This window comes from Nocardia sp. NPDC056100 (assembly GCF_042266325.1).
Lineage (GTDB): Bacteria > Actinomycetota > Actinomycetes > Mycobacteriales > Mycobacteriaceae > Nocardia.
Genome location: NZ_JBHJVY010000003.1, coordinates 18906 through 38785, shown reverse-complemented (window position 1 = coordinate 38785; position 19880 = coordinate 18906). Strand labels below are relative to the sequence as shown.

Below are 19880 nucleotides of genomic sequence, written 5' to 3'. Positions count from 1 at the left end.
GCCATATCCATCAGCTATCGATCGGCTATGGGGCGGTGTCAGCCGGTGATGCGACCCCTGACCTCGCCCAGGCTCAAACGCCCGCCGTCGGCCGCGGGCGCGGTGGCGGTGATGACCACCTCATCGCCGTTCTCCAGGAAGGTGCGCTGCACGCCGTCCAATTCGATGGGTTCGGTGCCGCCCCAGCTCATCTCCATGAACGAACCGCGCTCATCGCGTTCGGGACCGGAGACGGTGCCGGAGGCGAACAGATCCCCGGTGCGGGTGGACGCGCCATTGGCCGTCATATGCGCGAGCATCTGCGCGGGCGACCAATACATTCGCCGGAACGGCGGTGTGGAGACCCGCTGCCCGTTCCACCGCACCTCGAGATCGATGTCCAGACCCCACGGCGCTTTCTCCAGCAGATAGGGGAGTGGCTCCGGATCCTGTTCGGGCACCGCGATGCGCGCCGGTTCCAGGGCTTCCAGCGGTGTCACCCAGGCCGACAGGGTGGTTGCGAAGGACTTGCCGAGGAACGGCCCGAGCGGCTGACCCTCCCACGCCTGGATATCGCGCGCGGACCAGTCGTTGACCAGCGCGACGCCGAAGACGTGCTCGGCGAAGTCCTCGGTCCGGATCGGGGTGCCCTGCGGTGATCCCGCGCCCACCAGAAACCCCAGCTCGGCTTCGATATCCAGCCGTCGGCTCGGGCCGAAATCCGGTGTGCCGGAATCGGTTCGCAACTGCCCCTCGGGCCGGTGGATCTCGGTGCCGGATACCACCACCGTGCCCGCCCGGCCGTGATAGCCGACCGGTAGATGCCGCCAATTCGGCAGCAGCGCTTCACCATCGGGCCGGAAGATGCGGCCCATGGCGGTGGCGTGATCGATGCTGGCGTAGAAGTCCACGTAGTCGCCGATGCGGACGGGCAGATCCAGTTGCACCGCGGACACCGAATGCACTGCGGTATTGGGCAATTCGGCCTCGGCCGCCGCCCGCACCAGTTCCCGCACCTCACGCCAGCACTGCGGCCCCTGGGTCATGAAGGCGTTCAGGCTGGGCTGGGCGAACATCGGATCATCCAGCGCCACCGCCAGATCGATCAGGCTGTCACCCAGGCGCGCTCCCACCCGGGGTTCCTCACCCAGCGGACGGAATACGCAGTAGGGCAGATGTGCCAGGCCGAATCCGGAGCCCTCGGGGATATCGATCCGCACCCGGCTATTCATATCCACCTCTCGTATGGGTCAAGTCGCCTCAAATCCATTCCGACGGTCCGCGTCCGGACCAGGTCCAGGCATATCCGGTGTCCTCGCAGGCCAATGCGGCCGTGCCGAGTCGCAGCGGATGGAAGGTGTCGACCATGACGGCCAATTCGTCGAAGAACTCCAGGCCGATGCTGCGCTCGTACGCACCCGGCTGCGGACCGTGCGCGTATCCGCCCGGATGCACCGACACCGAACCCTGCCCGATCCCGGATCCCTTGCGCGCCTCGTAATTTCCGCCGCAGTAGAACATGATCTCGTCGGAGTCCACATTGGAGTGGTAGTACGGCACCGGAATCGACAGCGGGTGATAGTCGACCTTGCGCGGGACGAAATTGCAGATCACGAAATTGCTGCCCTCGAACGCCTGATGCGCGGGCGGCGGCTGATGCACGCGGCCGGTGATCGGCTCGAAGTCGGCGATATCGAAGACGAACGGATACAGGCAGCCGTCCCAGCCCACCACATCGAACGGATGCGATGCGTAAATCATGCGGGTGCCGACGATTTCACCGGCGGGCCGGTGTTTGACCAGCACCTCCACATCGGTTCCGGTGGCTTCGAACGGTTCGTCAGGGCCGTGTAGATCGCGCTCGCAATAGGGCGCGTGCTCCAGCAATTGCCCGTACTTGGACAGGTAGCGTTTGGGCGGGGTGATATGCCGGGTGCCCTCGATAATGTAGGCGCGCAACGGTTCCGGACCGTCGGGTAGCCAGCGATGCGTGGTGGCCCGGGGTAGCAGCACCTGATGCCCCCGATGCACCCGCAAGGTCCCGAATACCGTTTCGACCACGCCGCCGCCGGATTCGATATAGACCAGCTCATCGCCGATGGCATTGCGGTACAGCGGGGATTCGCGCAGCGCCGCGACATAGGAGATGCGCACATCGGCATTGCCGAGGATCAGCCGCCGTCCGTCCACCATATCGGTCTCGGCGGGTTTGCCCTCGGGGAACAGCTCATGCAGTTTCAAATGCCGGTGCCGCAGTGGATGATTCGGATGCAGCGTCTGATCGGGCAGCGCCCAGACGCTGGAATCCACTATGGCGGGCGGCAATCCGCGGTGGTAGAGCAGTGAGGAGTCGCCGGAGAAGCCCTCCTCACCCATCAGCTCCTCGTAGTAGAGCTTGCCTTCGGTATTCCGGTGCTGGGTGTGCCGCTTGGGCGGCACCGACCCGACCTGTCGATAGAACGTCATCGCCGAGCCTCCCGCTGACTGATGGTCCCTTGCCCATCGTAGCCACCGAATTGCCGGTGCGGCTGGAGAATTGCTCAGGCGTTGCGGAGTGCTCGATACACCGCCGCGCCGACGAATTCGCCGAGGGTATCCGGGGTCCAGTCGCCCGGATCGGTGAGCATGGTGCGCACCGCTCCCTCCCCGGCCGATACCCATAATTCGACCAGTGCGGCGAGTTTGCGCTCGGCATCGACGGTGCCCCAGGCGCGCAGCGTCGGGCGCAGGCGGCGGGTGCAGCGCTCCACGGCCAATTCCCGGGCCCGCCCGAAGGAACTCGCCACGGCCGGATCGGGATTGCCGTACAGCAGTCGCCAGCCATCGGGTCGCGCGGAGGTGGTGTGCAGCAGGGCGCGGAAGCCCTCCACGAAAACGGCCTCATCGGCTTCGACCCGGCGGCGGGGTAGCGCGTCCAGCACGCCCGCCAGCATGAGGTCCTCCTCGCGGCGCAGCAGCGCCTCGATGAGTTCGACCCGATCGGCGAAGCAGGCGTAGACCACGGGCCTGGTCACCTTCATCCGGTCGGCGACCGCGGCGATGGTGACCGCCGCGATGCCATCGTCGGCGGCGATCTGGAGCGCGGTGTCGAGCACCTGCGGACGGCGGCGTTCGGGCCCCAGATGCCGCGCGCGCTGGCGGGGTCGTACAGCCGATTCGGTGCCCATGAGCACCGACCATAGCAGCGCGCACGAGCAGGTGAACGGCTGGTCGCGGGGCATACGCGCGCGGTGGCCCGGTATGTGAACTTCGTGCGCCGAGGCGGTTGCGAGATCATTTCCTACAGGCGTGAATAATAATGCTACATTCACGAAGGAAAGCCGTGGTTCGCCCGCGCCCGCCGCTCCGAGGAAGACGAGATGACCGAGACCCTGTTCAACCCGAAGACCCATGAGTTCGCGGAGTTCGACGCGGAGACCCGTCGACTGCTGCGCGCCACCGTCAACTGGTTCGAGAGCCACGGCAAGGTCCGGCTGCTCGCCGACAGCCGCGACCGCGTCTGGTACTCCGATTTCCTCGACTTCATCAAGAGCGAACGGGTTTTCGCGACCTTCCTGACCCCGGCCGCCGAGGGCAACGGCGATCCGAACAAGCGCTGGGACACCGCGCGCATCGCCATGATGAGCAAGATCCTCGGCTTCTACGGCATGCAGTACTGGTACGTCTGGCAGGTCACCATCCTCGGCCTCGGGCCGATCTGGCAGAGCGCGAACGCCGAGGCCAAGGCGCGCGCGGCCGCCGCGCTCGACTCCGGTGAGATCTTCGCCTTCGGCCTGTCCGAACAGGCGCACGGCGCGGACGTGTACTCCACCGACATGATCCTGGAGCCGAAGACGCGCGGCGGCGGGTTCACCGCGTCCGGCGGCAAGTACTACATCGGCAATGGCAATGCGGCGGCGATGGTTTCGGTATTCGGCCGCCGCGCCGACAAGCCGATCATCGACTCCGCCGATTTCCAGCGGAAGATGACCGACGAGGAATACTCGGGTTATCTGTTCTTCGCCGCCGACTCCCGGCACAAGAATTACAAGCTGCAGAAGAACGTCGTCGACTCCCAGATGTACGTCGCCGCATTCGAACTCGACAAATACCCGGTCGCCGAGGCCGATATCCTGCACACCGGCCGCGCCGCCTTCGACGCCGCCATGAACACCGTCAACGTCGGCAAGTTCAACCTCGGCTTCGGTGCGGTCGGCGCGTGCGAGCACGCCATGTACGAGGCCGTCACCCATGCCGAGAACCGAATCCTGTTCGGGCACAAGGTCACCGAGTTCCCGCAGGTGAAATCGCTGCTCGCGGACAGCTTCGCGCGCCTGATCGGCATGAAGCTCTACAGTGAGCGCGCCATCGACTACATGCGCTCGGCCAACCCGAACGACCGGCGTTACCTGCTGGTCAGCGCCATCGAGAAGATGTCGGTCACCCGCACCGGGCAGAAGATCTACGAGGATCTCGCCGATGTCATCGCCGCGCGCGGCTTCGAGAACGATATGTACTTCCCGATGGCCATGGTCGGCATGTTCGGCCTGCCCCGGCTCGAGGGCACCGTGCACGTGAATATGGCGCTGTCGCTGAAGTTCATGCCCAACTACATGTTCCATCCGTCCGATGCCGCGCTCGCCGCGCTGCGCTACCTGCCCGGTGCCGCTCCCAAGGGTGCGGCCCGCGCCGCCGCCGAGGCGCTGAGCTGGACCAGCCGCCGCGTCACCCCGCGCGCGGGCAGCCTGGTGCCCAAGCTGCGCGATGAATTGTCCAGTGCCGCATATGCTCCCGTGCCGACCCGGCGCGATGCCGCGGATGACGAATTCCTCTGGCGGCAGGGTCCGAGCTCGGGCCTGGGCCGCATTCGCTTCGCGGACTGGCGTCCGGTCTTCGAGAAGTTCGCGCACATCCCGAATGTCGCGGTCTTCCTGGAGCAGGCCCTCGGCCTGCAGACCCTGCTGGCCGCGGCCACCCCGACTCGCGCGCAGCAGGCGGATGTCGACTTCCTCTTCGGTCTCGGCGAACTCTTCACGATGGTCCCGTACGCCCAGCTCATCCTGGAGCAGGCCGATATCGCCGGAGCCGACGCCGAGGTCCTCGATCAGCTCTTCGACATCTTCGTGCGCGACTTCTCCAAGCACGCGGTCGCGCTGAGCGCCAAGCCTTCCGCCACCAAGGCGCAGCAGACCCGCGCCCTCGATCTGGTCCGCAGGCCGATCGCGGACGCGACCCGCTTCGAGTCCGTGTTGAAGCAGGTCAGAGCCCTCGCAGGGCAGTATGAGATGAACCCCTGAGCGCTGCAAAGGAGCAGACGATGACGGTGAACGAGCGTCCCCAGTTCGACGCACCCGCCCGCACCATCCGGGAGGTCGACTACGGCTTCTTCGGGCCGGACTCGCCCACCTGGAAGGTGTGGACCGCACCGACCGCGATCATCGGATTCCAGCGCGCGGTCACCCTCGAGCATTTCGATCCCGCGCTCACGGCGGCGGTCGCGGATGTCGGCGGTATCTACAGTGATCCGCGCGGGCGGCTCGACCACACCTTCGCGTATTTCCTGATCGCCGCCGTCGGCGACAGCCGCATGTGCATCGAGGCGTCCGAACATCTGATGCAGGTGCACGCCAAGGCGAACGGCATCGAGCCGATCAGCGGAAAGCGTTACAGCGCAAACAATCCCGACTCACAGCTGTGGATCCACGTCACCGGCTGGCATTCGGTGCTCAAATGCTACGAGATGTACGGGCCGGGCAAGCTGACCCCGGAGGAGGAGCGGCAGTACTGGGCCGACTGCGTCACCGCGGCCGAATTGCAGACCTGCAAGCCCGCCGATGTGCCGACCTCGCGGGAGGAAGTGCGCGAGTACTTCGCCATGATGCGGCCCAAGCTGTGCACCTCGGAGCGGGCGCGCGAAGGCATGCACTACCTGCTCTTCACCCCGCGCGCCAAGGGCGTGAAGCTGTGGATCGGCAGTCGCATCGTGGCCCCGGCCGCCATCGCGTCGCTGCCGAAGTGGATGCGCGAGACCGGCGGTTTCGATCAGCCGGGCATTCTCGACAGGGCGTACCCGCGCGCCGTTCGCCTGGTGACGGCCATGCTCAGGAGCGACCGCTTCAAAGTCCGTGTCGCCCACGGCGTCCTGGGCCCGATGACCGGCCGCCTGCTCCGCGAGCACATCGCCGCGGGCGTCCCGGCCAACCCGGTCACGGTGACTCCGGCACAGGCGCGCGCCCTGTACGGCCGTGCCGCGCGGGGCACCGCGTAACCTCTTTACCAAGATCAATGGGAACCGGCCGGGAACGCTTCGCGACCGGTTCCCGCTGATCAGGTGACCAATTCTCGAAAAAGCAAGACGTGACCGGCGGCACTCATGGCTACGGTGGCGTAGCCGAACGGCCGTACGGCAAACTTCGCTCTGATCAAAGAAGACCTAGGCGAGGAGGCCATTCCCGTGTCCCATTACAAGGCGAACCTGCGAGACATCGAGTTCAACTTGTTCGAAGTACTGGGAATCGGGGCGCTGCTCGATACGGGCGCCTACGGTGATCTCGACGGCGAGACCGCCCGCGACATGCTCACCGAGGTGCTGCGGCTCGCGGAGGGCCCGGTCGCCGAATCCTTCGTCGAAGGCGATCGCACCCCGGTCGAATTCGATGCCGCGAACAACACCATCATCGTGCCGGACCTGCTGCGCAAGACCGTCGCCGCGGTCAATGACGCCGGGTACTCCGGTCTCGGCATGTCCGAGGACATGGGCGGCGTGCCCGCGCCCAACGCGCTCATCTGGGGCATCCAGGAAATGATCGTGGCCGCCAACAACTCGGCCAGCTTCTTCAACATGGGCCCGCTCATGCACAAGGTGATCTTCGACGAGGGCACCGAACAGCAGCAGCGCTGGGCCGCGCACGCCTGGGAGAACCGCTGGGGCGGCACCATGGTGCTCACCGAGCCCGATGCCGGCTCCGATGTCGGCATGGGCCGCACCAAGGCCGTGCAGCAGTCCGACGGCACCTGGCATATCGAAGGCGTGAAGCGCTTCATCTCCGGCGGCGACGTCGGCGATACCGCCGACAACATCTTCCACCTGGTGCTGGCCCGCCCCGAGGGCGCCGGCCCCGGCACCAAGGGCCTGTCGCTGTTCATCGTGCCGCGCTTCCACTTCGATCCCGAGACCATGGCGATCGGCGAGAAGAACGGCGCGCTGGTCACCGGTGTCGAGCACAAGATGGGCATCAAGTCCTCGCCCACCTGTGAGATCACCTTCGGCGGCGATATCCCGGCCGTCGGTTACCTGGTCGGCGATAAGCACAACGGCATCGCGCAGATGTTCAAGGTCATCGAGAACGCGCGAATGATGGTGGGCACCAAGGCCACCGGCGCACTGTCCACCGGTTACCTGAACGCGCTGGAGTACGCCAAGCAGCGCGTCCAGGGCGCGGACCTGACCCAGATGACCGATAAGGCCGCACCGCGCGTCACCATCACCCACCACCCGGATGTGCGCCGCTCGCTGGCCACCCAGAAGGCGTACGCCGAGGGCCTGCGCGCGCTGTACATGTACTGCGCCTCCTACCAGAACGCCGATGTGGCACAGGCGAATTACGGTATCGACGCCGAAACCGCCGAGCGGGTCAACGATCTGCTGCTGCCGATCGTGAAGGGCTGCGGCTCCGATCGCGCGTACGAGACGCTCACCGAATCGCTACAGACCCTGGGTGGCTCGGGCTACCTGCAGGACTACCCGATCGAGCAGTACATCCGCGACTGCAAGATCGACTCGCTGTACGAGGGCACCACCGCCATCCAGGCGCAGGACTTCTTCTTCCGCAAGATCATTCGCGATAAGGGTGTGGCGCTGGCGCACGTCGCCGGGCTCATCCAGAAGTTCGTCGAGGGCGGCCCGGACCAGTTCAAGGTCGAGCGCGGCTTCCTCGGCACCGCCCTCGCCGATGTGCAGGCCATGGCGGCGGCGCTGACCGGGTACCTGATGGCTTCGCAGCAGAACCCGGAGGAGCTGTACAAGGTCGGCCTCGGTTCGGTCCGATTCCTGTACGCCGTAGGCGATCTCGTCATCGCGTGGCGGTTGCTGGAGCACGCGGCCATCGCGCAGGCGGCGCTGGATGCCGGAGCCGCCGAGAAGGACAAGAACTTCTACACCGGCAAGGTCGCGGTGGCGTCGTTCTTCGCCAAGAACAAGCTGCCGCTCATCACCGGCGTGCGCGCGGTCGTCGAGGCCATCGACAACGACATCATGAAGCTGGACGAAGCGGCTTTCTGACCTCTCTGCGACTCTCCCGACCCCCGCACCCGAGGTGCGGGGGTCGGACTGTTATGGGGGTTGAGAAGTGTTTCAGCGCGGTGGGTTTGGCGACTCGCCGACGCAACACGCCATTTCTCTGCCCTACCTGCTGTGATGTGTCGGTAGAACCGGGTACAACTACCGCATGGTCTTCCCGGTGTCCTTCGGCTGGATTCAGATCCTGATTGCCGTGCTCGCGATCGGTGCGATCGCCCTGTTGGTTACTGCGCTGTTCAAGGCACGCAAGGTGGGCTTCAAAGTCATCGCCGGGCGCGGCGCGGGCGCTGTCTCGCTGATTCTCGTTGCGGTGGTGATCCTTTGGATCACCACCCTGTTGCAAACGTTCCTCGGCCTCACCGGTGAGATCAAGGCGGCGCACATCGTGACCACGCCCGTCGCCGGGCAGGAACATCTGATGGACGTCGACCTCACCCTCTACGGGGACAAGGATCACGACGAGCAGCACCTGAAATACCAAGTGGAGGGCGATATGTGGGTGCTCCAGGCCAATATCGTCGAACTGGAACCGTGGGTGAACGCGCTCGGCTTCAACTCCGGTTACAAGGTCACCCGGCTCTACGGTCAGCGCCTGGACGGCATCGCCACCAAGCAGAACCAGATCTTCCTCAATGGCGGCGACGGCGATTTCTTCAAGGATATGAAGGATCAGACCTGGTACACCAAGCCGTTCGTGCGCTCGGCGTACGGCAATGCCGTCATCGCCACCGGCGGCAGCTACGACGTGTTCATCTCCCGGGACGCCATCAAGACGCGCCCGGCCTAGTCCGAGCCGATCGGCTCAGTCCGCGATATCGGCGACGACGGGCGCGTGATCGCTGGCGCCCTTGCCCTTTCGCTCCTCGCGATCCACGTTCGCATCGCTCACCCGGGACGACAGCTCGGGTGAGCCGAGGATGAAGTCGATGCGCATGCCCTCTTTGCGGGGGAAGCGCAGCTGCGTGTAATCCCAGTACGTGTAGACGCCCGGCCCCGGATGGTACGGACGCATCACATCGGTGAAGCCCGCCTCGGTCATGGCCTCGAAGGCATCGCGCTCCGGGGCGGAGGTGTGCGTCTTGCCCTCGAAGAACTCCGGCGACCACACGTCCGCGTCGGTGGGCGCGATATTCCAGTCGCCGACCAGCGCGATCCGCGCGTCCGGATCCTCGGCGAGCCACTTGCCGCCCGCATTGCGCAGCGCCGCAAGCCATTCCAGCTTGTAGGTGTAGTGCGGATCGTCCAGCGCCCGGCCATTGGGCACGTACAGGCTCCACACCCGCACACCGCCGCAGGTCGCGCCGATGGCGCGAGCCTCCACCACCGGTGTGCTCAGCAGGGATTCGCCCGCGTCCTTATCGAAGCCGGGCTGCTCCGGGAAACCGATCTCGACATCGTCGAGACCGATGCGCGACGCGATGGCCACCCCGTTCCACTGGTTGTAGCCCACATGCGCGACCTCGTACCCGGCGGCCTCGAACGCCTCGAACGGGAACTGCTCGTCCTTGCACTTGGTTTCCTGCATGGCCAGCACATCGATATCCGACCGATCCAGCCAGGCCAGCACCCGATCCTGCCGGGAGCGAATCGAATTCACGTTCCAGGTCGCGAGACGCACAGCAAAGCCTTTCGGAAATATGTACTGAGCTATGTACTTTCGGAAATTCAGGGCGCGGCGTACCGGTAGCGATGGTGGTCGACGAAACCCAGTTCGCGGTACAGCGCCAGCGCCGGTTCATTACCGGCCTCCACCTGAACGTACGCGTGTGTGGCCGCGCGCGCCGCGCCCCAGCGGATCAGTTCGGCGCACACCAGCGCACCGAGTCCGTGCCTGCGATGTTCGGCCGCGACCGTGAGACAGGTCAGCCCGACCCAGCGGCGGCCGTCCGGCGCGGTGGTGACCGCGGCCCGGCCGATGGCCAGCGGTGAGGGCAAACCCAGTGTGGCGAAACCCAATTCGCCATCGCGCACGGCGGTGAGCACATCCACCGTCGGCGTCGAGCCGATGGTGTTGTCGCCGCCGCGATGCCGATGCATGGACAGCCACGCGCCATCGGGCTCACTCGCGATCCGCACCATGGGCGGACCGGGCGGCAGCACCATGGTCGCGATATCGACGGCCAGCACCAGGGTTTCGCTCCAGGTGCGCCAGCCCGCGGGCACCAGCGCCAGCCGATCCGGCAGCAGCAATTGCAGCGGCAACCCGTGCGCGGTGTACCACTCGCCGATCTTGTGCACGGTCTCGGTGGAGGTCAGCGCGGGACCGTCCGAACCGCCCAGCGGCACAGCGGAGTTCGCGCGCCCGGTGTAACCGTCGCCGGCGCGCAGCAGCCAGCCGTCGATCCAGGCGCGCCGCACCCCGGGCCAGCCGTCGGCGGCCGCGGCCTCCAGCGCGCGGATCTCACTGGTCCGAATGGGCCTGGGGCCCAATTCCTTCCACGCCACCACGCGATCCCAGGCCACCGAGACCACCTGACCGTCGCCGGTGCGCACGGTGAGGGGATCGGTCGCGACGAGTTCACCGATCACATCTGTGAGCGGTTGTGGATAACCCTCGGGCAGCCGATAGCGCACCACCACCCGGCGTCCGAGTGGTGGCAGCGTGGGATCGGGCGACGGGGGGTCAGTCGTCATGCCCGAACGGATCCGGGACGGTGCCCGGGATCCAGCTCAAACCCGGTGTGCCCCAGCCGTTCCGCTTGATGGCCTTCTTGGCGGCGCGCGCGTTGCGGCCGATCAGCACATCCACGTACAGGAAGCCGTCCAGGTGGCCGACCTCGTGCTGGAGCATGCGCGCGAAGAAGTCCTCGCCCTCGATATCGACCGGTTCGCCGTGCTCGTCGATACCGGTGACCCGGGCCCAGTCGGCGCGACCGGTGGGGAACTGCTCGCCCGGAACCGAGAGGCAGCCCTCCTCGTCGTCATCCGGATCGGGCATGGTCTCGGGCAGCGCGGAGGTTTCCAGCACCGGATTGATCACCGCGCCGCGACGGCGCACCATCTTGCCGTCCGGGCCCTCGTCGGGGCAGTCGTAGACGAACAGTCGCAGCGGGACGCCGACCTGATTGGCGGCCAGGCCGACACCGTGCGCGGCATCGAGGGTTTCGTACATGTCCGCGATCAACTCGGCCAGTTCCTCGGGTGTCTGCTCGACCTTCTCGGTCGGGTTGTGCAGAACCGGGTCGCCGACGATGACGATCGGGAGAATAGCCATGTAGAACACCCTACCGGGAGGTTACGGGCCCCTTGAAACGACCTTCCGACAGCCCGACACGCCGGGGGTTTGTTCACCAAAACACGCCGAACGGTACGCGCCGGGAAGTCTGCGCCGCGTGGTTGAATGGGCGACGGACACAAGCACCATATTCGTCTGGTGACCACTCGGCGAGGGAGCACTATGGACAGCGCAGCGGCCCGGAACATTTCCGCAAGCGGGGACGACCTTTCCGTGAGCGCGGACAGCGCGGCCGGCGCCACGGCGATGAGCGCGGATGGCGCGCACGGCCTCTCGCGACGCGAACTCGACATCCTCGACTTCGAGCGCAAATGGTGGAAGTACGCCGGCGCCAAGGAAGAAGCCATCCGGGAGCTGTTCGACCTCTCCGCCACCCGCTACTACCAGGTGCTCAACGCCGTCGTCGACAAGCCCGAAGCCCTGGCCGCGGACCCCATGCTGGTGAAGCGCCTGCGCCGGTTGCGGGCCAGTCGTCAGAAGACCAGGGCCGCACGCCGTCTCGGATTCCAGGTGTGAACCGCCCCGAGCCGACGCAGCGATTAGGCTCCACGCCGTGAGCACTCCGAATTCGCCGTCCGGCGGTCCGCCGCTGCGGGCGCTGGCCATGGTGTTGATCGCGCTGGCAATCGTCTTCGCCGGAATCGGCGCGATGTCGCTGTCGAGTTCGGACTCCTCCGACGCCGACGCCTCGACCGGACCCTCCACGACTGTGCCGAGTACCACACTCGCACCGGCACTTTCATCATCATTGCCGCCGGTGGTGACCACGCCACCGGTGAGCAGCGCCGCCCCGGAGACCACTCCGCCGGCCACCACCCCGCCCCCGGTGACCACCACCCCGCCGGCGGGCGCGGTCGACAAGTCCGTTCCCGTAAGGGTTTTCAACAACAGCATGGTCGCGGGCCTGGCCGCCAAAACCGCCGGTGATCTCGTCGCGAACGGCTGGAATATCGCCGAGACCGGCAACTACGGTTCCGGCGTCATCCCGAAAACCACTGTGTACTACGGCACTTCGCCCGGCGAGAAGGCCGCCGCGCAGGCCATCGCCGCGCAGCTCGGCGTCGCCGCGGAACCGCGATTCGCCGGAATACTGGACAGCCCGCCCGGTGTCATCGTCATAGTGACCGGCAACTGACCCGCTTGCCGGCGGCAACCGCACGGCGCTCGAACACCCCGCCAGCCCCTGCGGGGGAGTGGGTCACGGCTCTGGCATCATCTTGTCCGAGTAGTAATCATGTCCGTCCAGCTTTTCGTAAACTCGGACTCGTAAAGGAGTTCCCCGATGGCCCCGTCCACAACTCGTCGCCCGTCCTGGTGGACTGTGACCCCGGTGCTCGCGGTCGCGGTCTTCGGCATCGCAGGATGCTCGAACGGCCAGGAATCGAGTGACGTCAAGGGGACGACCCCGCCGGTCTTCACCAGCTCTCCCGCACCGGCGGGCGCGGCACACGGTGGCCTCACCACCCCGCCCACCGATTCCGTCAGCTCCACGCTGAAGGATTCGAACGGCCAGGCCGTCGGCACCGTCACCTTCGGCAAGGTCGGCAACCACCTCGAGGTCACGGTCGAGGCGCACGGCCTCAAGCCGGGCTTCCACGGTCTGCACGTGCATCAGGTCGGCAAGTGCGAGCCGAACTCCGTGGCACCCACCGGCGGCGCTGCCGGTGACTTCCTCTCCGCCGGTGGGCACTTCCAGGCCGGCGACGCCAATACCCATCCGGCCAGCGGTGACCTCACCTCGCTCGAGGTCAAGAACGACGGTACGGCCAAGCTGGTCACCACCACCGACTCCGTGACACTGGACGAGCTCAAGGGCAAGGCCCTGATCATCCACGCGGGTGCGGACAACTTCGGCAATATTCCGAGTCGATACACCCAGGCCGGTGGCGCCGCCGGGCCGGACGCCGAAACACTGGCGACCGGTGACGCTGGCGCTCGCGTCGCCTGCGGCGTGATCGCATAACCCATAGGTGAACCATGGCCGGGGCAGGCATTTCGAAGGTCCACTTCAACAGTTCGCCTCGGCCCACGCTCGGCGTGGAGTGGGAGGTCGCGCTCGTCGACAAGCAGACGCGCGACCTTTCCAACACGGCCGCAGCGGTTTTCGAGGCGTGCGGCGATCTCCGCTCGTGGGACGGCCATCCGCAGATCACCAAGGAACTGCTGCGCAATACCGTCGAGCTGGTCACCGGTAAGCACGACACCGCGGGCGAAGCGGTGGACGAACTGCACGCCACCATGGATGCCGTGCGCCGCGCCGCCGATCCGCTGGGCGTCGACCTCTTCTGCGCGGGCACCCATCCGTTCGCGCAGTGGTCCACCCAACAGCTCACGCGCAGTCCGCATTACGACGAACTGATCGAGCGCACCCAGTGGTGGGGCCGCCAGATGCTGATCTGGGGCGTGCACGTGCACGTGGGAATCTCGCACCCGGAGAAGGTCTTCCCGATCCTGAACAGCCTGCTGCTGTCGTATCCGCACCTGCTCGCGCTGTCCAGCTCCTCCCCGATGTGGGCGGGCGTCGACACCGGCTACGCCAGCAATCGCGCCCTCATGTTCCAGCAGCTGCCCACCGCCGGACTGCCCTTCCAATTCGAAAACTGGACGCAGTTCGAGGCTTTCGCGCACGACCAGATGAAAACCGGTGTGTTCGAACAGATCGGCGGCATGCACTGGGACATCCGCCCCGCGCCCAAATGGGGCACCATCGAGGTCCGCATCTGCGACGGCACCCCGAGCCGATCCGAACTCTCCGCCATCGTGGCGCTCATCCACTGCCTCATCGTGGATCTGGACCGCCGCGTCGAAGCCGGGGAAACGCTGCCGACCATCCCGCCGTGGCATGTGCAGGAGAACAAGTGGCGCGCGGCCCGCTACGGGCTGGACGCCATCATCATCACCGACGCCGCGAGCAATGAGCGGCTGGTCACCGATGACCTGACGGAACTGCTGAACCGGCTGGAACCGACCGCCAAGAGCCTGGGCTGTGAGAACGAGCTGGCACTGGTCGCCGATATCCCCAAGCGCGGTGCCTCGTATCAGCGCCAGCGCCGGGTCGCCGCGGCCAATCAGGGCGATCTGGTCAGCGTCGTCGACTCCCTCGTCAAGGAACTGGCACAGTAGGTTTCGCGCACCGCGCCCGTTTCGCGCGGGTGTGATTTCGGTTACGCCAGGTTGAACGGCGTATGCGCTGGCCAGGGCTGACCGGGAGCTGTGCGGCGGGGATGACCGCTCGTGTTCAGCGGGCCCGGGGGCTGGCGTTCACACGGCGTTTACTATGGTCCGGTGTTGCTCGACGGTCCGCGTCCCGAAACGGTGGGTGGAGCACGCCGGACCTCATGGCTGCCCTCGCGGCGCCTCCAGCTCACGGCGCTGCTGACCGCCGTCCCCGTGCTGCTCATCGCACTGCAGATCGTCGCGGCCCGCAATGACTTCCTCGGCCCCCTGGAAAGCCTCTGGGCGGACTACGCGGGCACCCCCAAATCGGTCACCGTGCCGTGGGCCGGACTCGGCCTGGCCCTGATCGGATTGAACTGGCGACGGCGCTTCATCGCCGTCGGCGCGGCCGCCGGGATCGACCTGGTCTACCAGGTGGTGCGCAGCCTCAGCGGCGGACCGCTGGCCCTGGGCAACGGTCCGGTCATCGTGCTCACCGCCATCGTGCTGATCGCGAACTTCGGCTGGGAGGGCACCGATAAACGCAATGCCCTGCACGCCGCCGCGCTCGGCATCCTGCTCACGCTGTCCAGCAAGGTCGCCGAAGTCTGGCTGATGGTCACCATGATGGCCGGGCCCAAGGTGCTCGACGAACACGTGGTGCTGGTCGACCACGCCCTCGGCAATCCGTCCTGGGTGATGGGGCAGGTGCTCGAATTCCTCGGGCCGATAGCGAGTTTCGTCCTGCACTGGGTGTACATCGAACTGCCCGTCGGCGCGATGATCGTCACCATCTGGCAGCTGCGCGGCGTGGTCACCACCGGAAAATGGCCGGGGCACTACCTGGTTCGCACCTTCCTGGTGGTCGGGCTCATCGGCCCGCTGTTCTACGTGATCTTCCCCGTGGTCGGCCCCATCTTCGCCTACGGCGCGGACGGCAAGGGCTTCGCGCTCGGCGACTACTGGCCGAATGTGGTGCCGCCCATCGATCTTCACCCCGGCGCGCTCCCGTTCGGCAACCTCGCACCGCGCAACTGCATGCCCTCGCTGCACACCGCGTGGGCGCTGACCATCTTCATCCACTCCCGCCGCGACGCCGACGGCGCGCCCGCACCGACCTGGCTGCGCTGGGGCGGCACCTTCTGGCTCATCGCCACCCTCTCGGCCACGCTCGGCTTCGGCTACCACTACGGCGCGGATCTGGTCGCGGGCGCGGTGCTGTGCCTGGCCATCGAATCCGCGCTGCGCGAACCCGAGCGCGGCTGGGATCGCGCCCGCGTGCAATTGGTCGCGGGCGGTGCGGCTCTGGTGGCGCTGCTGCTGCTCGGCTACCGGTACCTGTCGCTGGAGATCGCGCAGAACCCGGTACCCGCCGGAGTGGTCATCCTCGGCCTGCTCGCCGGATACGTCACGCTGTTCTATCGCACCTGGTTCGCGGCCGAACCCGCGGTCAATCCGCTGCCGCTGAACCAGGTGGCTCGGTAACCGGGGTACCCGCGGCACTCGCCTCGGCTTCGGGAGTCGCCGCGGAACGATTGCGGCGCAGGGCATACAGGCCCACGATGCAGCCGATCACGATCAGGCTCGCCGTCCACGCGGGCGCGGAGGTGTCCTCCGAGACCACCGTGCACACCACCGCCCGGCTGGAATCCTGCATGGCGTAGTGCCCGCGGGCCACGTAGTCGCGCAGGCCCAGCACCGCCGACGGAATGAACACGATGATGGTGGCCAGTACCCGGTTCGGCACGAAACGCGGGTTCGCCGAGGTCAATCCGTAGCCGGTGAGCCAGGCCAGCACCGCCGTACCGCCGACCGTCAGCACCGCCCAATCCGAATCCGCGGTCATCGCGGTGAACAGGCCGAGCAGCAGGATCAGCACCAGACACGTCATCGGCGCACCCCGGCGGGTGCCGTACCACATGCCGAACACCGTGATGGCGACCGCGACCGGAATGGTCCAGGCGGGCAATTCCGCCGCCAGCGCGGAGGAACCCACCGCCGCCAAACCCACGATCACCAGCACCAATTCACCATCGCGACCCGGCAGCAGCATGGCCGCGATGAGCGCGGTCGCCACCGTGGTCAGCACCGCCAGCCCGACACCGGCGAAACTGTCACCGTGCCGCGACAGCCATTCCGCACTGGCCACCGTGACCAGCACCAGCACCACACCCGCCAGAATCGGCGCCAGCGGCAATTCGATCGAGGGGCGTTCGGCCGGTTTGCGATTGCGATTGCTCAGCGTGCCGATGGCCACCAGCACCAGCGCGGTCTCCAGCATCCACAGCGGCGGCATATCCATCGCCTCCCAGGCGCTGTCGCCCGAGCCGTCCTTGAGCACCCCGCCCAGATGCGGGATCGGACTGACCGAGCCGAGCAGCACACTGGTGATGACCCCGAGCGTCCAGCCGTACGCGGGCAAACGGTGATGCAGCACCGCCGCGCCGAGCGAGCCCAGCACCAGCCCGCCCGCCAGCGCGTCGATGAAATTCATGGTGGACAGCGCGCCGACCGGTGGGCTCTCATGCCCGAAGATGTGGTTCACGGTCAGCGCGAGCAGACCGCCGAGCGCGGTGGACCAGGCGATGACAATGCTGCCGAGGGTGGTGATCAGCACCGCGGAGATCATGGCGACGAGCACGCCCGCACCGATGGCGCGCGGCAGCGTATATGCCATCAGATCCAATTGCAGCGCGGAGGTATTGGAGGTCCAGCCGAAATCGATCGGCATGGCTAGCGAAAGTCCAGCAACCGTCGTCGCGACCAGTGCGGTGATCGTCTCGGTCGCTACCTGATACGGCCTCACCTGGGTGAAAATACCGTGCTATCGCGTACCGATCAGTCCGACTCGCCTAATTAACAATTCGAGTGGAAGATCCAGTTACCAATTCCGGCTATCCCGAGGCCGCCCGCTGCGCCGCGAACAACCGCAACGTCTCCACCTGCACCGGATCCAGCGACGGGCGCACCGCGGCCCGCGCCGCCGCGACATCCGACGCGGTCACATCGGCCGCGTCCACATCGCGCCGCATCGCCGACAACGCCGATTCCCGCAGCAGGGCCGCACAATCCGCGGCCGAATATCCATCCAAATCCTTCGCGAGTTTGCGCAGATCCACCTCTTTCGCCAACGGCACCGATTTCGCGGCCGTGCGCAGGATTTCCGCGCGCGCCGCGGCATCGGGCGGCGGCACGAAAACCAGGCGCTCCAACCGGCCCGGACGAGTCAGCGCCGGATCGATCAATTCCGGCCGATTCGTCGCACCGACCACCACCACATCGCGCAGCGGCTCCACCCCGTCGAGTTCGGTGAGCAGGGCCGCCACCACCCGATCGGTCACACCCGAATCGCTGTTCTGGCCCCGGCGCGGGGCCAGCGCGTCCACCTCGTCCAGGAAGATCAGCGAGGGCGCGGAATCGCGTGCGCGCTGGAACAATTCACGCACCGCGCGCTCGGAGGAGCCGACCCATTTATCCATCAGCTCGGCACCCTTGACGGTGTGCACGCTCAATTGACCCGTGCTCGCCAGCGCGCGCACCAGGAAGGTCTTGCCGCAGCCCGGCGGACCGTAGAGCAGCACACCGCGCGGCGGATCGATGCCCAGGCGCGCGAACGAATCCGGATGCCGCAGCGGCCACAGCACGGCTTCGGTGAGCGCCTGCTTCGTCTCGACCATATCGCCGACATCGTCGAGACCCAGTGAGCCGATGGCCAATTCCTCCGAACCCGAACGAGACAGCGGGCGGATCACCTCCAGTGCCCCTTCGAGATCCTCCTGCCGCAGCATGGGCTCCGAATGCTCCCGGCTCGACCGCGACGCCGCCCGCAGCGCTGCCTCGCGCACCAGCGCCGCCAGATCCGACACCACGAAACCCGGTGTGCGCGCGGCGATTTTGTCCAGTTGCAACTCCGCGGTCGGCGCTCGGCGCAAGAGCTGCTCCAGCAGCGCCGCGCGCACGGCCGCCGTCGGCAGCGGCAGGGACACCTCACGATCACACAGTTCCGGCCCGCGCAGCCGGGCATCGACGCCGGTGGGATGCGAGGTGGTCGCCAGCAGGGCCACCGCCGGACACGCCACCGCCGCCCGCAATTGATCGAGGATCAGCGTGGCCACCGGTTCCGCCGTCGCGGGCAGCAGCGCGTCGATATCGGTGATCAGCAGGACCCCGCCCGCACCCGAACAGATATCGGATACCGCGAGATTCACCTCGCGCAGCCGGGTGCCGCTCTCGGTCGCCCCGACCGACGGCCCGTCCAACTCCACCAGCCGCCGCGAACCCGTCACCGCGCGCGCCAGGGTGGTCTTGCCGACCCCGGCCGGGCCGGTGACCAGCACGCCCAGATGTGAGGACGCCCCAAGGGTTTTCAACAGTTCCGGCTCGTCCAGGGCCAGGTTCAGCCATTCGGTCAGCTTGGCGGCCTGCGCCTGCACGCCCGCCAGATCGGCCACCGCCACCGCCGTCACCGGTGCGGGCGAGGCCGCACGCGTCGGGTCGATCGGGCGATCGCGGCGATCCGGGGCCTGCGCCGCCGTATCGCCCATGAGCGAACGCGGCGAATCCGTCGCCGCGATGCCCGGACCCCACACCACCGCGCTATTGGGCTGCACGCTCACCGGCCCGGGGGAGGGGTCGGTCGCGGTCACGGTGAGCAGCTCCGAGGTCCAGGCGATTCCGAACGCCCGCGAAAGCGCCTGCGCCGCAGCCGAAGTGCTGGTGCCGGGGCCGAGATCGCGGGGTAGCAGCGAGACCGTATCGCCGACTGTCACCACCTTGCCCAGCAGCGCCTGCCGCAGCGTGGTCTCCGGAATGGACCCGGTGGCCAGGGTGGAACCGGTCACCGAAATCTGCCTGGCTCCGAATACCGTCGCGGGTGCGACGGTGACCATCGAATCCTCGCGCACGCCGGCATTCGACAGCGTCACATCATCGAGCAGCGCCACCCCGGTCGGCGTTCCGGCGGGTGCGACGGCGACTACCGCCGCGGTGCGCCGCGCCCCGATCAGCGCTATCCCATCCCACTCCCGCAACCCCAGCGCCGCCAGCGCTTCGGGATGCAGCCGCACCAACCCCCTCCGGGCGTCGGCGGCGGAAATATTGAGTCGTGCGGTCAACGAGAGTTCGGGCACGCCACCATTGTGCTGGAACCGCGCGGGCAAGCACCCGTCCTCGGTCCGAAAAGCCGAATGCCCCCGGTTCACGAGAACCGGGGGCATTCGGAAACAGGTGTGA

General features: G+C 66.9%; 17 protein-coding genes. 9 read left to right on the top strand and 8 right to left on the bottom strand.

What is annotated here, in order from left to right; genetic code table 11:
* Positions 1-38 precede the first annotated feature (38 nt).
* From fahA to ACFC0O_RS22390, 3 genes are all read right to left on the bottom strand, one after another.
* Positions 39-1211, bottom strand: a complete 1173-nt coding sequence (gene fahA, locus ACFC0O_RS22400) for a fumarylacetoacetase (RefSeq protein WP_375960863.1) — start codon at positions 1209-1211, stop codon at positions 39-41.
* A gap of 28 nt (positions 1212-1239) precedes the next feature.
* Positions 1240-2445 carry a homogentisate 1,2-dioxygenase gene (locus ACFC0O_RS22395; RefSeq protein WP_375960861.1) on the bottom strand — a complete coding sequence of 402 codons (1206 nt, stop codon included), beginning with the start codon at positions 2443-2445 and terminating at the stop codon, positions 1240-1242.
* A gap of 74 nt (positions 2446-2519) precedes the next feature.
* A complete protein-coding gene (locus ACFC0O_RS22390) occupies positions 2520-3146 on the bottom strand; it encodes a TetR/AcrR family transcriptional regulator (RefSeq protein ID WP_375960859.1) in 627 nt (208 codons plus the stop codon).
* Positions 3147-3338: 192 nt separating this feature from the next.
* Between ACFC0O_RS22390 and ACFC0O_RS22385 the strand changes: the two genes are divergently transcribed.
* The 4 genes from ACFC0O_RS22385 to ACFC0O_RS22370 all read left to right on the top strand — a co-directional run bounded on the left by ACFC0O_RS22385 (position 3339) and on the right by ACFC0O_RS22370 (position 9044).
* Positions 3339-5255: an acyl-CoA dehydrogenase family protein gene (locus tag ACFC0O_RS22385; RefSeq protein ID WP_375960857.1), complete on the top strand. Its 1917-nt coding sequence runs from the start codon at positions 3339-3341 to the stop codon at positions 5253-5255.
* A 20-nt stretch (positions 5256-5275) separates the two neighbouring features.
* Positions 5276-6226: an oxygenase MpaB family protein gene (locus ACFC0O_RS22380; RefSeq protein WP_375960855.1), complete on the top strand. Its 951-nt coding sequence runs from the start codon at positions 5276-5278 to the stop codon at positions 6224-6226.
* Positions 6227-6412: 186 nt separating this feature from the next.
* Positions 6413-8239: an acyl-CoA dehydrogenase gene (locus ACFC0O_RS22375; RefSeq protein ID WP_375960853.1), complete on the top strand. Its 1827-nt coding sequence runs from the start codon at positions 6413-6415 to the stop codon at positions 8237-8239.
* Between the two features lie 166 nt (positions 8240-8405).
* Positions 8406-9044 (top strand): hypothetical protein, encoded by a 639-nt coding sequence (locus tag ACFC0O_RS22370; protein ID WP_364649639.1) that lies wholly within the window; start codon positions 8406-8408, stop codon positions 9042-9044.
* 15 nt (positions 9045-9059) lie between these two features.
* On the opposite strand, the gene ACFC0O_RS22365 is transcribed toward ACFC0O_RS22370, so the two are convergent.
* Genes ACFC0O_RS22365 through ACFC0O_RS22355 form a run of 3 tightly spaced genes read right to left on the bottom strand, consistent with a single transcriptional unit; the run spans position 9060 to position 11471 of the window.
* Positions 9060-9875, bottom strand: coding sequence for an exodeoxyribonuclease III (locus ACFC0O_RS22365; RefSeq protein WP_375960851.1), 816 nt, complete (start codon positions 9873-9875; stop codon positions 9060-9062).
* Between the two features lie 47 nt (positions 9876-9922).
* Complete coding sequence (locus ACFC0O_RS22360) at positions 9923-10891, bottom strand: GNAT family N-acetyltransferase (RefSeq protein ID WP_375960849.1); 969 nt, start codon at positions 10889-10891, stop codon at positions 9923-9925.
* Positions 10881-11471 (bottom strand): peptide deformylase, encoded by a 591-nt coding sequence (locus ACFC0O_RS22355; protein ID WP_364649630.1) that lies wholly within the window; start codon positions 11469-11471, stop codon positions 10881-10883. Before ACFC0O_RS22355 ends, ACFC0O_RS22360 begins: the two co-directional genes overlap by 11 nt.
* Positions 11472-11738: 267 nt before the next feature.
* Here ACFC0O_RS22355 and ACFC0O_RS22350 point away from each other — a divergent pair, with 267 nt between their 5' ends.
* The 5 genes from ACFC0O_RS22350 (at position 11739) to ACFC0O_RS22330 (ending at position 16133) form a co-directional block, all read left to right on the top strand.
* Positions 11739-12008, top strand: coding sequence for a DUF3263 domain-containing protein (locus ACFC0O_RS22350; protein ID WP_375963722.1), 270 nt, complete (start codon positions 11739-11741; stop codon positions 12006-12008).
* Positions 12009-12045: 37 nt separating this feature from the next.
* Positions 12046-12627, top strand: coding sequence for a LytR C-terminal domain-containing protein (locus ACFC0O_RS22345; RefSeq protein WP_364649624.1), 582 nt, complete (start codon positions 12046-12048; stop codon positions 12625-12627).
* 147 nt (positions 12628-12774) lie between these two features.
* Positions 12775-13455: a superoxide dismutase family protein gene (locus tag ACFC0O_RS22340; protein ID WP_364649621.1), complete on the top strand. Its 681-nt coding sequence runs from the start codon at positions 12775-12777 to the stop codon at positions 13453-13455.
* Between the two features lie 14 nt (positions 13456-13469).
* Positions 13470-14615 carry a glutamate--cysteine ligase gene (locus ACFC0O_RS22335; RefSeq protein ID WP_375960846.1) on the top strand — a complete coding sequence of 382 codons (1146 nt, stop codon included), beginning with the start codon at positions 13470-13472 and terminating at the stop codon, positions 14613-14615.
* A gap of 162 nt (positions 14616-14777) precedes the next feature.
* The gene (locus ACFC0O_RS22330) at positions 14778-16133 is read left to right on the top strand and encodes a DUF5933 domain-containing protein (RefSeq protein WP_375960844.1); all 1356 of its coding nucleotides are present in this window, start codon (positions 14778-14780) and stop codon (positions 16131-16133) included.
* On the opposite strand, the gene ACFC0O_RS22325 is transcribed toward ACFC0O_RS22330, so the two are convergent.
* On the bottom strand, positions 16099-17454 hold the full coding sequence (locus tag ACFC0O_RS22325) for a hypothetical protein (protein WP_375960842.1): 1356 nt from the start codon (positions 17452-17454) through the stop codon (positions 16099-16101). The genes ACFC0O_RS22330 and ACFC0O_RS22325 overlap by 35 nt on opposite strands.
* 88 nt (positions 17455-17542) lie before the next feature.
* Positions 17543-19777, bottom strand: a complete 2235-nt coding sequence (locus ACFC0O_RS22320; protein WP_375960840.1) for an AAA family ATPase — start codon at positions 19775-19777, stop codon at positions 17543-17545.
* Between the last annotated feature and the right edge of the window lie 103 nt (positions 19778-19880).